Annotated in this window: 9 protein-coding genes; 2 read left to right on the forward strand and 7 right to left on the reverse strand. The window is 47.9% G+C overall.

Translation table 11 applies throughout. From position 1 onward, the window contains the following. Window positions 1–181 precede the first annotated feature (181 nt). Both IQ260_RS17005 and IQ260_RS17010 read left to right on the forward strand, forming a co-directional pair. A complete protein-coding gene (locus IQ260_RS17005; RefSeq protein ID WP_193994305.1) occupies window positions 182–1,363 on the forward strand; it encodes a PAS domain-containing protein in 1,182 nt (393 codons plus the stop codon). 99 nt (window positions 1,364–1,462) lie between these two features. Continuing rightward, complete coding sequence (locus IQ260_RS17010; protein ID WP_193994306.1) at window positions 1,463–1,888, forward strand: response regulator; 426 nt, start codon at window positions 1,463–1,465, stop codon at window positions 1,886–1,888. A gap of 13 nt (window positions 1,889–1,901) precedes the next feature. Here the strand turns inward: IQ260_RS17010 and IQ260_RS17015 are convergent, their stop codons facing one another. From IQ260_RS17015 to IQ260_RS17045, 7 genes are all read right to left on the reverse strand, one after another. Continuing rightward, window positions 1,902–6,161 (reverse strand): CheR family methyltransferase, encoded by a 4,260-nt coding sequence (locus tag IQ260_RS17015; RefSeq protein ID WP_193994307.1) that lies wholly within the window; start codon window positions 6,159–6,161, stop codon window positions 1,902–1,904. A gap of 150 nt (window positions 6,162–6,311) precedes the next feature. Beyond that, on the reverse strand, window positions 6,312–7,229 hold the full coding sequence (locus IQ260_RS17020; protein ID WP_193994308.1) for a mechanosensitive ion channel family protein: 918 nt from the start codon (window positions 7,227–7,229) through the stop codon (window positions 6,312–6,314). 10 nt (window positions 7,230–7,239) lie between these two features. Then, window positions 7,240–8,373, reverse strand: coding sequence for a helix-turn-helix domain-containing protein (locus IQ260_RS17025; protein WP_193994309.1), 1,134 nt, complete (start codon window positions 8,371–8,373; stop codon window positions 7,240–7,242). A gap of 125 nt (window positions 8,374–8,498) precedes the next feature. Further along, entirely contained in the window at window positions 8,499–9,311 is an 813-nt protein-coding gene (locus IQ260_RS17030; protein WP_193994310.1) for a DUF3598 family protein, read from the reverse strand. A 121-nt stretch (window positions 9,312–9,432) separates the two neighbouring features. After that, window positions 9,433–10,278, reverse strand: a complete 846-nt coding sequence (locus tag IQ260_RS17035; protein ID WP_193994311.1) for a DUF928 domain-containing protein — start codon at window positions 10,276–10,278, stop codon at window positions 9,433–9,435. Between the two features lie 203 nt (window positions 10,279–10,481). Beyond that, on the reverse strand, window positions 10,482–12,383 hold the full coding sequence (locus tag IQ260_RS17040; protein ID WP_193994312.1) for a sensor histidine kinase: 1,902 nt from the start codon (window positions 12,381–12,383) through the stop codon (window positions 10,482–10,484). Window positions 12,384–12,408: 25 nt separating this feature from the next. Beyond that, the coding region (locus IQ260_RS17045) for a CHAT domain-containing protein (RefSeq protein WP_193994313.1) at window positions 12,409–13,575 on the reverse strand (1,167 nt) is incomplete at its 5' end.

Raw genomic sequence — 13,575 nt, forward strand, 5'->3', positions numbered from 1 at the left:
ACAACAAATTTCAGTCTTTTTTCCCACAGATGAGTTCTTATGGGGCGGGCAGTCTATAGGCAAGGGAAATTTTTAGATTTATTTAATTATTTCCTGTTGTTCAGTAAAGTCGATATCTAATAATTACTTCAACCTCTTCATTTAAAGAAGATTTACAGCATTTTTTCTGCCCGGTCTAAACATGAAATCAACCATGGATGCACTATTGGTCGAAGATAGTCCCTCAGACGCTCAGCTGGTCAAAGCAATTGTCAGCTCGTCAAATTCTGAAAAGCCTAACTTACACCATGTCGGACGATTTGACGAAGCCTTGACTATGTTGGAGACAACAGCCTTCGATATTGTTTTGCTCGATCTGCATCTTCCCGATGGTGAGGGGTTACACCTAATTAAGCAATTAAAACAGCTAGCTCCCCAGACGCCCATCGTCGTCCTGACAGGTCTTCAAGACCAAACCATTGCTGAAGCGGCCCTGCATGAGGGGGCACAGGATTATGTTGTCAAGTCAGAAACATTTTCTCCCCTACGATTGTCAAAATTGGGCTATGTGGACGTTGGCAATTTATTGATTCAACGGTTGAAATACGCCATAAAACGGGCAGAATCCATGCAAAAGATGGAATCTAGCCAAGAACGCTATGCTTTAGTTGCTCAGGGGGCTAATGATGGCATTTGGGATTGGGATTTAGTCAATGATCGTGTTTACTACTCGCCCCAGTGGCAGGCTTTGTTGGGGCTTCCGGATAATTACATCAGCAACAGCCCAGAAGAATGGCTATCTCGGATCCATCCAGAAGATCGAGAGAACTTTGAGCAAAAGTTTCAGGACTACATTACCTGTCGTCAGCAACAGTTTCACTGCGAATATCGCATTCGACACAACAATGGTGACTATCTCTGGGTGCTCACCCGAGGTACAGCACTCTGGAATGCAGATGGAGTCGTTTATCGGATTGCCGGTTCTCAAACGGATATGACTATCCGTGCCAAAGTAGCGAGTCCTCCACCACAGCAGGAAGAATTTGCTCAAACGGCGCTTCATGCTGTTGCTATCGGCATCATGTCTAGTCTAGCGGATCTCTATCTTGAGGAAGACCGCTATAGCGAAGCCGCTCCCCTTTTAGAAGGAACGCTGATGATGCGCAAATGGCTGTGGGGAAATACCCATTTCGATGTGACTCTCAACGTCTATCAGCTAGCTACAGCATATGACAACCAGGGCCGCTATAAAAAGGCTAAGTTTCTTTACCAAGAAGCGCTAACGCTTTTTGAAGAGCATTTAGGCGCTAAGCATCACACCACGAATATTGTGCGACTTAAGGTGTTGCTGATTAATAGAATGAATGAAAAACTGGGTCTTTGAGGATATACGAAATCCTGACTGATAGCCCCCGGTATCGTTTAAGAGTTTTACCCATGGGAATGATGCCTTCCCATGGGACCCGTGGATACGACACCCATAATGACCTGTAATATTCTCCTAGTAGAAGACTCGCCGACGGATGCGACTATCTTAATGGCGGCCTTTAGAAGCATTGGCTACTCCGGACAGATTCACATTGTCCAGGATGGCGTCGAAGCAATTGACTTTTTAGAACAGATTGCCCTTGATGACAGCATGAGTTTACCTCAGCTGATTTTGCTGGATCTTAATTTACCTCGGAAATCGGGCCATGAAATGCTCCGTGAACTCAAAGAAAATCCCCAATGGCAATGTATTCCAGCCATTGTCTTTTCTAGCTCTTCAAGAATGGTTGACATTGGCAAGAGCTATCAACTCCATGCCAATGCCTATATTGCCAAACCCATTATCTTTGAAGACTATCGGCTGATGGTTCAGCGGCTTCATGATTTTTGGCTAGAAACAGCGCAATTGCAGACGGCATAGACGGCCCCAGCCATCAGTCATCAGAGTTTGACCGATCGGGGGCTGGTAGGCTGGGGTCTGGAACCCCAGCTAGCGTGAAATAAAAGGTGGTGCCGTTTCCAGGGTCTGAGTCTACCCAGATGTGGCCGTGGTGACGCTCTACAATTTTCTTGCAAATCGCTAAACCAATGCCATAGCCATCTAGCTCTTGGCGGGTGTGCAGTCGCTGAAATAGGGCAAAGGTTCTTTCTTGTTGTTCCTTGGCAATGCCAATCCCGTTATCTTGAACACCAAAACACCAGCTAGCCGACTGACGCTGAGCTGAGATATGAATGCAAGGGCGCTCGGCACTGCGAAATTTGATGGCATTGCCGATCAGGTTTTGAAACAGTTGAATAATCTGATTTTGATCGATGCTGAGGGTGGGGAGAGCATCGTAGGTTACGATTGCTTGGGCGTCGTTAATGGCAGAGCTGAGGTTTTCTATCGCTATCATCAAACCCAGCTCTAGCTCCATTGTTTCAAAGGTACTCTCTGCATGTGTGGCGCGAGAAAAGGCCAAAATACCATTGATTAATCCATGCATCCGCACACCACCATCGACAATATGTTGGATGTAATCATTGGCAGCTGCATCCAGGTGCTGGCCGTACTCTCCGGCCAGCAGTTGTGAAAAAACGGTCATAGCTCGCAGCGGTTCTTGGAGGTCATGGGAAATGACATAGGCAAACTGTTCTAAATCTGCATTGGACTGCTCCAGGGCCTGGGCTCGTTTGGCTAATTCCTGTTCAGCTTGCTGACGTTCTAGGACTTCTGCCTGGAGATAGCGGTTGGCTGCTTGCAGCTGAGCGGCCCGCTCTTTGACTAAGTCTTCTAGGTGCTCTCGGTAACGGGTCAGCTCAGTCCGGGCTTTTTTATGTTCTGTGACATCCACTAGCACCGCTAGAGAGCGCAAAAAATTACCTGAGTCGTCCTGGGCGGCGGTGGCTGACAGCAAAACATCCCGGATACTACCGTCCTTACATACCCACTGATAGGGCACATCAGTACACACGCCTGTTTGATAGTAGTCGGACAGGATAGCCTGAGCATGCTGTCGGGACTCTGGGGTCAAAAATTCTAAGGATTTACGTCCGATGACCTCACTACGTTCATAGCCAAAGGTTTGCAGCCAGCGATCGCTAACATCGAGCAGCTCACCCACACTGTTGATGGAATGTAGCATGGCAGGGGTGTTTTGATACAGGCTGCGATAGCGAGTCTCGCTTTCTTGGAGATTGGCTTCGGCCTGTTTGCGATCGCTAATGTCAACAGCCGTACCCAACAGCTGGGTGGGATGACCATCAGCGTTCCGCTGATAGATAATATCTTGACTATATAACCAGTGCCATGCGCCATCGGCATGGCGTACCCGGTATTCAATCTTAAAAATATCCCCGGAGCTGTCGGTCACCGTGGATTCAGCAATAGACTGATGATAGGCCGCCACCTTGTCTAGATCCTCGGGGTGAAACAGAGATGTATGTATACCAGCCTCCATCGCCTGTAACTCTTCTGGTGTGTAGCCCAGCGTCTCCTCTAGGGGACGATTACAATAAACATTACATTTTTCTATCAGATCATAGATATAAACATTATTGGGTGTGGCCTGGTTGATCGACTCAAGAAAATGCTGACTGGCTTCTAATTCAGCTGTACGATTTTTAACGTCCTCTTCAAGGCTTTCGTTAGCCTGACTCAGCCGGATTTCTGCCGCCGCTAACCGCAGCTGGGCGCGTTTAATCTCGTCAATATTGACAAATGTGAGAATCAAACCATCAACGGTCTTGTTTTCGTTTAGGTAAGGATAAACTCGCATCAGCAAGTAAGGTCCCTGACGTTTGACTTGAACTTCTCGTTCAACCGTATGTCTCTGCTGGTTAGCCTGCTCTAGACAATCGAGAAGATCAAAATTCTCTAAATTGTGGGATAGATGCCCGATGGGTCGATGCAAGTCTGCATCCACCAAATTGCAGGCCACGGTGGCGGCAGGGGTAAATTTACGAATTCGCAGCTCATTGTCCAAGAAAATGACCCCAACCTCGATATTGCCCAGCAGGTTATCGAGATCGTTATTCAGCTGAATCAGCTCCTGAATTTTAGACTGGTACTCCGCATTGACCGTGTAGAGTTCTTCGTTGACGGATTGCAGCTCTTCATTAGTACTTTGGAGTTCTTCATTGGAGGCAATCAGTTCTTCGTTGGTCGCCTGTTGTTCTTCGTTAGTCGTCTCCAGTTCTTCAATGGTGGCCTGGAGATTTTCTCGCGTGCGGTGTAGCTCCTCTTCTAGCTGCAAAACATATTGAGCCGTATCGGTATCAGCTTCAAATTGCGTTGGCAGCTGGGCAATTTTGGCCAGACGTTCCTGGGTAATGGCCACCAGGTAAAACTCGCTCGTCTTGCGATTAGCCGCCTGCTGGCTTATCTCCAGGGTTACCGTTAAATCATCACGATTCGCATCTGTAATCTGACAACCACTGTATCGCACACTGTTTTCGCGTCCTTGACGAACACGATGTAACGCCGTGCTGAGGGGTAACTGTAAAGACTGGGGCAGCATCTGGATCAGATCTCTGGAGCTGCGACCACTGGGCACGGTGAGTAGATTGAGCGCATCACCACAGACATAAAGCAGCTGATTTTGGCGGTCGCTGAGCAGGCAGGTTGTTTTCTCTTGGGTTAAGAGCGTCTTGAAGGCGGCTTCTAGCAGTGGGTCAAAACGAGGGGGCGGGGCGGCAACAGCCGGATAAGACCGCAGCTGCTTGAGGTTCAGAGCCGCTACGGACTGAGTTGCCAACGGTAATTTAACATCTCTCACTTTTTGATAAATTTTCCACTTACGGTGTAGGGGGATAAACTCATCTTCAATTTTCCCCAACGTTTCTGATTCACCGAGGAAAAGGACACCCTTGGCTTTTAAGGCAAAGTGGAGGTTTCTCAACACCTGATCTTGCAGCTCAGGTTGCATATAAATCAACACATTGCGACAGGTGACCAAATCCATATGGGTAAACCCAGCATCTTTTGCCAAATTATGGCTGGCAAAAATAATCATCTCTCGCAGCGATCGAGAGACTTCAAAAGAGCTATCATCCTTGGGCGTAAAAAAGCGATTAAGTCGCTCTTCACCCAATTCATTCACAATGGATGCGGGATAAACCCCTGAGGACGCTTTACTTAACGCTACTTGGTCAATATCTGTCGCAAAAATTTTAGCGTCGATGGAGGATGTTCGTTTATCTAAGAGTTCCCTGAGTAATATGGCCATGGAGTAAGCTTCTTCACCGGTAGCACAGGCTGTGATCCAGATGCGTAGGGTTTGTTTAGGTCCAAGTCTTTGAATTAGCTCAGGTAAAATGCTTTCTTCTAAGAGTCGCCAGGCTTCTCCATCGCGAAAGAAACGGGTAACGGTGATCAATAAATCATTACGGAGGGCACCACGTTCCTCTTCTGAGGTTTCCAATCGATGGATATAGCTGTCTAAATCTCGGTAACCTGCAATTAAACAACGGCGCTCAATGCGTCGCGTCACCGTGCTGGGTTTGTAGTGGGTAAAGTCAATGTTTTCATATTGTTCGACAATATTGACAATTCGCTGCAGCTGCAGCGGGGCCAGCCGATTTTGCTGATCATCTCGAAATGCCTGGAGATCGTGGGGTGATGTGACAAATTGGTGGGTCGCCTGGGCCAGCTCGTTAGGTGCCAAGACCAGATCGACCACACCGGTTGCGATCGCACTCTGGGGCATACCGTCAAACTCAGCCGTAGCCGGGTCCTGGGCCAGAACAATACCTCCCATTTCAGCAATTTCCTGGATACCGCGTGAACCATCGCTCCCGGTCCCCGACAGAATAATGCTAATGGTATGCTCTCTGACTTCTGTGGAGAGTGATTGAAAAAAACGATCAATGGGAAAGTTGGGCTGACGACCCTGACCTCGATCTTGCGGCATCAGGTGAAAGTGGTCGTTTTCAAGCACCATATTTTGACCCGGTGGGATCAAAAAAACAGTGTTCGGAGTGAGGGATACCTGTTCTGTGACCTGCTGTACGTCCATATTGGTGCGATGCTTGAGCAGCTCACTCATCAAACTCTTATAGTCGGGCGATAGATGTTGAACTACGACAAAGGCGGCGCCGCTATCGCTGGGCATATTCTCAAAATATTCCTCAAGGGCGCGTAGTCCGCCAGCAGAAGCCCCAATGCTAACTACGAAAAAAGTATCCGGGCTGGAGGATTCAATCGCATTTCCCATAAGAATATCGCCTAGTATCGCCCAATCGCAAAAGCAACTTCCTAGGGTAATGCAGCCACTGAGATTGATGCTTCAGTAATTTCCCGGAGGTGCCCAAGCCTGATGGGACGGCCCATGGAAATGCTCTATCTCAGGCAATTTTTTCCCGCCTCACAGCTCATCTTCTGCAGGCGATCTAGGATAGGGAATATGATGTCGAGCGCAGGCTTTTTTGATCCGCAAAATCAGATCCGTTTTGTAGATAAATTCATCTCGAGCATCCATGGGATAGGCCCTGAGTTTTAAATGGGTAGCCCAGGTCTCCTCTGAGACAATCACCCTCACCGGTAGTTTGAGCTGGGTGTAACGGCTGCTGTAGGCGGCCTGGTATAGGATTTCGACCGCTAGCTCGGTATCGGCCTCGTGGGCGAAGTAAAATTCGGTCATGACCTGGGCTTCGAGCTGACCGCTGTTAGCATTGGAGATCGGGCTGGTCCAGGTGAGGCTGTGGGGAATGGTGACGGCATTATCATCGGGGGTTTGGAGCAGGAGCCCCCGCAGGCCATAGTCTATAACCTCGCCATAGTGCTCGCCAATTTGCACCCGATCGCCCATGCGAAACGGCCCTTCAAACAGATTGACCACACCGGCAATGATGGAACTGGCATAGTCCTTAAAGGCAAATCCCAGGGCAACGGCAATGGTGCCGGTCAGGGCAATCAGATTACGTCCGGTCAGGTTAACAAAGAGTTTGAGTAAATAGCCAATCGTAAAAATGAGGACTATCCCTTTGAGAAAGGGCACCGACTGTTTAATGATCAGCCTAAAGCGGCGGGGCACATTTTCTGAGAGGGCATTGGCGGTGATGCGAATCAGTAATAGCAGACCATAGGCGACGATGCTGGCAAAACAGGCTTGTAAAATCACCCACAGATCGATGTCGTTAAACCATGGGTCGAGGGCTGATGCCTCTGTGACTTGAGCCATGGCCGTGCTGCTTGCCATCAAGGCCACAGCCCATGACACGATCCAGACTGTGACGGTGGTTGCGATCGCACCCCTCCTAACCCTCCTAACTCTCCTAGCCATAGTGTCCTCCCTATGCCTTCCCGATTAAAAAGTTGTTATTTCCCAATTCGCTGTAGAGCCTGGGATAGTAGGCCGGATGCACGCTAAACCGACGGCCTTGCTGGCGGATAATGCCTTCACGACGTAAAACCTGCAGCCGAGATTGGATATTCCGTTCTGCCTCGCCCAGACTAATGGCTAAGTGCGATCGCGTCATTTCTCGATGAATCAATAGAGAATGAAGCAAATACCGATCCATCGGCTCCAGAGTCATCATCCCTGGCAGCATCGGTTTAGTCGGCAACAGCTCAATCAAATCAGTCTCATCTGCCACCGCCCCATCCTCCGTCAAAGCCTCAGCCCGAATTTGCAATGACTTGAGCCACACCTGAGCCGCCGTACTGGCCAGCCCATCGGTTGTACTCGCCAAACTATTCCAGTAGCCATCACTAGCGTCTGCAATTTGAACCATGGGTCCGGCTGATTGGGTCTCTAGATTCGCCTCTAGTAACGGCATTAACCAAGCTTTTAACTCTGCTCCCGATAGCTTGGGCAGCGCAATCACCTGTTCAAAATAGGCACTTACCTGGCACACCCGTTCAAGAAACGCCCAAGCCCAGTGATTACAGCCAAATACCCAAAACCGCGACGGATCCTGGGTACTCAGAGTTTGCAAATATTCAATCCCCTCCCACCCTTGAATACAGCGCAAAAAGCATTGCTCCAGACTAGACACCACCATGATGGTCGGTACGTGGCGGTCCAGATCCGCCTGCGTTACCGGTGTGACAATGTCGTTTGGGGTCTCTTGATCAGAGTCTAAGTTCTGCTTGAGGTGTCCCGGCACCGCTAACGGATCGGCAGGGCGCTGGTAGCCACCTAAAAAAAAATGCACCTCACAGTCAGGAAATTCTTGGTGGAGGCTAGCTTTGAGAATAGGACCAATCTCTTCCACCGGTCGTCCTAAAACCACCAGACTGTTATTTTCAAATTCAGGATTGGCTTGCCAGTCTTGTAACGCCTGCACTAAAGCCGATTGGATAGTCGTCTGATAAGGTTCAGGCGTAGGCAACTTTGTAACCTGTTCCCCCAGATTGTTAAGTACCCCTGGCGGCGCATCCACTAGCTTTTCCACCGGGGCAGCACTAGTTGAGCGAGAGAACAACGTGGGTATAGTCCGCAAAAAAGAGAACGCCTGTTTTCTCACCCCTGTTTCCTCGCCATAGTTATTCCAGCTGCTCTAGCTGCTTAAGGATTTTTCCCATAATACCGTTCTTTAGAAGAATCTTTTTAAGCTATCTTTTCTTCCTGGATCCACGTTTGCTGCGCCCAGCCACCATCGGCTCGATATTCACGAGTCAGTCGCAGTCGAGTAGTGGACGTCATCAGCCAGCCAACTTCGCATCGGAAAGCCGTCTGGCGTTGAATCGTCTGGGGGCATAGGGATGACCCACCATTGGGCAAACATAAGAGCTGGTAGCCTGTGTTTTCAAAGATCAGCCGCGAACCCTCTAGTCTGGCCTGGGATTGACCGGTGGCAGCCCCAGCGCGCCAGGTTTGCAAAATAGTATTGGAGGAAGATTGCGAAACAGTTAGCTCTGTTTCAGTGGGGGCCGCAATGGACCAGTCTGTACGGTAGGTAATAGCTTGACCGCGCCATGTACCCAGCAGCTGGTCCACAGACAGCATGGGTCGCACTACCTCAGGCTCGCCTTCACGGGTTTCCCGGATCAACACCAGTTCGGAAAGGGCACCGCCCGGTGCAAACAGCTGCACCAGCCTGAAGCGCGCATTGGGTAGGGTCAAGCCAAATTCAGTACCAAACTGGGAAAAGGGACTCCACTGGGTTGAGCCTTTTGTAAAAGAGCCATCCTCACAAAACAGGCTGCTTTGATTGATACTGGCAAATTCTGTTTTAGTTTCTTGGGGAGGCTGGTCTGCAGGGTAGCGGGTAACCTGAAATCGGGCGCTGGCTGCACTGGTTGGCTCCAGGGTCAAACAGGAAGGAACATCGCTCAGCTCTGTGCCATCAGGAGTCAGTCTTGTAAAGCTACCTTTCCAAGTCCCTGCATTTTTGAATAGGTTGTCCCACTGATTTGGCATGATGCACTAAATGACGTAGTTTTTCCATTGAACCACGCCGATTTGTGTCCTGTATAGGACGGCATCAGCTCAAATCTAGCTCTGCTGCTCTCAGTCGAAACAACAGAGCTAGATTGTTTATCTAACGATCATCTGTCTGCTCTATGATGGCTAGCAGTATAGTACTGATCTCTTGATTATCCTCCTCTTCTACCACTGCTAAATCTTGCAGCAGACCAGCTCTGATTGTTCTATCATCAGGGGCAGTACTCGACATCACCTGAGCCAAAGCGTCATACCATAGACCGGCACTGCCATAAATAATGGCTCGCTCTGCATTTGTTGTAGCTGTCGATAGCTGAGCCGTTAGTTCAGCACTAGGGGTAACCACCCGAATTGGCAACGTACTCATCAGCAGGTCATCACTGCTACACGTGATGACCACTTGCCAAAGATAGTCTTTTCCTACTTCCAAAGGAGTAGCTTCGCTCGGTGGTTGGTAGCTCATAAAACCAGCCTGAGCTATAAAACTTTTAGTATTTACAAGACTCAGCAATTGCCCATTTTCATCGATCTGCATCAGTCTAAATTGTAATTGCGCGCCTTCTTCTGACGGAGATACATACCAGCTAAATTCTGGACGTACTTGAGTCGTTAGTTCTGCTATGGACCTTGGACCTAGTGCTGTAAACTCAGTAGGTTCTTCCTCTACATTACAACTTCCTCCCCGACTTCCTGCTGTTAGGGGCGTAGGTGGAATAGGCCGAGTATCATCAGTCGGTCTGAAGCGCCTTCTGTCATGATTATTTCCACTGTTATCTATAACAGCATGATTATCAGCGATAGATACCAGGTCTAGCGAATGCTCAGATACCTCAGATATATGAGTTGATGCATGGGTGCTGATTTGAGCCATAGTTAGTAAGCCCAAGCATAGACTAGTCGTATGAGTGAGTTTGGAGAGAATTGATGCAGTGTGAGCAGTCATGGTTTATGTCCCTGAAAGTAACGTTAGCAATGACAAATGATAAAATCGTTTACACAATATTGTTATCGCTGAGTCGCTTGTCTGTAATATTAGGTAAAATTACTGACTGGAACATCACTGAAACCAGTCATCTATAGTGACGAAATGAGCAATCACCTTTACCGTTTTCTGCAAAGTTCAAATATGCTACAGTCTTTGCTCCTTTAAATAATTAAGGTTCGGGGCTTGAACCATCGTAGGCTAGCCCAGCTAGGCCATCGTTGTTTATTAATTGGCCAGCGCAGCTCACACTGGGTTCCTTTGGGTATCACAGCGCTACGATTAAATTTTCCACCTAGCTTACGAGCTAGCTGCTTGGCCTGTTGAGTGCCATAGCCTTCTCGATCCGATGAGACTGCATTGCCCTGGCCATTATCAACTACACGAATAATATTATCGCTGCCCTCTGGCCGACAGGTAATCTTTAGTCGAGTCGTGCCAGTCGCGTACTTGCAAACGTTAAGTAATGCCTCTTCTAAAAAACGGCCTAGTTCCCGCTTTTGGCGGGGAGCTAAAAAACTATCTTCAATATCCTGAAAATCAGTAATGTGTAATAAGCCGCCAAAAAAGTCTTGCCGACGTCTGGCAGTAGTCCGATAAACCTCATCTAGCAGCTCTATCAGCGGCATATCGAGGTTGATAACCCGCTGCTGACTTAAGGCCAGCTGCCCTTCAGGCATCAGCATCTCTTGGCGCATCATATCGTACAAGGCTCGTAGTTCTATATTTAGTTCTTTAAGCTCATTTTTTTCATAGTCTGGAGTATGGCTATTATCTGGCCATTCTTTGAGCAGTCTGGCCAGAGTTTGTAGCGGACCGTTGTGAATGGTCCCAAAGGTCCAGTTAATTAGCTGCTCACGCTGGCCTAGCTCGGATTCGAGCTGGGCCTGCATCTGATAGACGGGATACATCACTACGGCTGTCACGGCGAAGGCAGCTCCTACTGGCACGAGCGGTAGCCACCAGCCGGTTAAGATAGCCGCATAAAATATTAGCCCCAGTCCCCCACTGCCGATAATTACCACTAATGTGTGCATGTATGGCTTAAGGCGACTAGCAGCCAGACTTAGTCCAACACTGCCCGCTAAGACTAACAGAATATATTCTACACTGCTCGGTAAAGTTCTCAAAAAGGCTCTGTTATCCAGGGTTGCGCTAACAATTTGGCTAATGGCATGAGCTTGTAGAACAATACCAGGTACTTCACTTGGGTTTACCCCTGGTAAGGCTGCAACGGTTACCAAATCCTTAGCACTCTCCGCCTGATAGCCTACTAGCACAACGCGGTCTCGCAACACATCAGGAGCAACATTGTCTGCTAATAAATCTCCGTAGGTAACTGTAGCAAACGGTGTTTTTCCTGCTCGGAAGTGGAGTAATGTTTGAATGCCAGCATCGTTAGTCCAGGCATAGCCTCCAGTACTTGAGTGAAACCGGGGAACCTCTGCATCACCAAAGCGCATTGTCCTAGAATCATGAATGCCATTCTCTAAGAAAAAATCTTCTTGAGCCAAGTATGCCTCAGAAACACGGACAGCAAATGAGTATTGAAATTTCCCTTCGCTATCAGGTCCACCCAAGATACTACGCCGTATTATACCGTCCGCGTCTGCAACTATATCTGCAAATCCTACTCGCTCAAGTGGCAACGATTTAGGAGCAGCAACGCTTTTACCAGTAACTTTATTGATACCAATCAGATTCTCTGAGGATGCAAAAGTTTCAGCTAACATTTCATAGCCTTCACCGACTGGAAAATTTCGGAATATATCTAAGCCGATTACACGAGGATCGTAGGTTTGAATGACTTCAATCAGCTCTGCCAGGGCATGATCAGGAATTGGATAGTTGAGAGACTGCTGGATATCATCTTCTGTGATAGTAACAATCGTTATCCGCTGGTCGGGTATTTCAGCTGGTCGTCCGCGCATGATAACATCCCAGACCTTCCATTCCATGGGCTGCAGCAGCCCTAGCAAACGGGCTACCGCCAGTATACCAACAATGGATAGTTTGGGAATAAAACCACTTTGTATATTGAGAAACCAATCTTCAATCAATTTCATCGCCTATTTATCCTAACTTAATATTTTAGAGCCAATTACCCAACAAAATGAATGGAGACCAAAAGTGTGGATGGCTAGTGTTAGGGTTACGTAGTACTGCTAGCTGAGCCTGCTGAAGTGCTTTTGCTTTATTAAAATCTGCGTTGAGCAACTGTCGATAAAACTCGCTCATTAACTCAGTAGTGCTAGTATCATTTACCGGCCAGAGAGTAGCTAAGGTGCTACGTGCGCCGGAACGGGTGGCCACACCTGCTAGTCCTAGTACAGCTCGGTTACTACCTGCAGCAGTTTTACATGCACTGAGAATCAGTAGCTCTAGCTCGCTTCTACGACTGAGTTCGCTGGTTTGTAACAGCTGGCTTAGGCGGTCAACCTTGAGTTTATTGCCCCAAGTAACAATAAACGTACTGTCAGAATTTTCTCCAAACTGACCGTGGGTAGCAATATGAACAATCGGAGCTGATGATGTTGCAATACCCTGTTCCAAGGCTTCGTTAGTAACTTGTTCGTTTAGTAAAGTATTGCTAGGAACAATTTTTTTGATATTGGCTAGCTCAGTTGTCACACCATCTAGACCAATAAAACCCTGTTGTGCTTCAGAGATACCTGCTAAGAATGCTGCTATCTTCCCGCGAGCTATAGGTTTAGGATCCAATAGCTGCAGACCAGGTGTGAGAGCAACCGCATACTTTTCAACTAGATAATGCTGACCATCATAGAGGGCCGACATAGAGATGTTACGTAGATTGCCATCTAAAACAAAAACTAACGTGTCAATGCCAGCTCGATTTAAACTAGTTTCCAAGGGAGCGATAAGCCACTCATAAAGCCGTTGCGACGATTGTCTAAAATTGCTTAAAGATCCAGCTTCTGTTCCTGGCTCTGGTATATCAGAAATTGGATCTAGAGCACCTGACTTCCATGTACCGATAGTATTATCTAGTTCTGTTTCAGTGATATACGTAACGTGCCGAGATATTGTTTTAGCAAAACTTACGATAATTTCAATACGGTCTGGTAGCACGATGGGATAAATTATTGCTGTGGTATCATCAATCAGGTCATCTAGCTCAACATTGTTTACTTGTAGACAGGCTTCTCGAAAGAAGTTATCTAGTTCAGCCAGCTGTAGTGATTCAAGAACCTGTCTGGCTTCTCTTAAATTGTCCTCGGAGGGTGTTTCTCCCTCTTC

Origin of the sequence: Leptolyngbya cf. ectocarpi LEGE 11479, assembly GCF_015207065.1 — a bacterium.
Lineage (GTDB): Bacteria > Cyanobacteriota > Cyanobacteriia > Phormidesmidales > Phormidesmidaceae > Leptothoe > Leptothoe ectocarpi.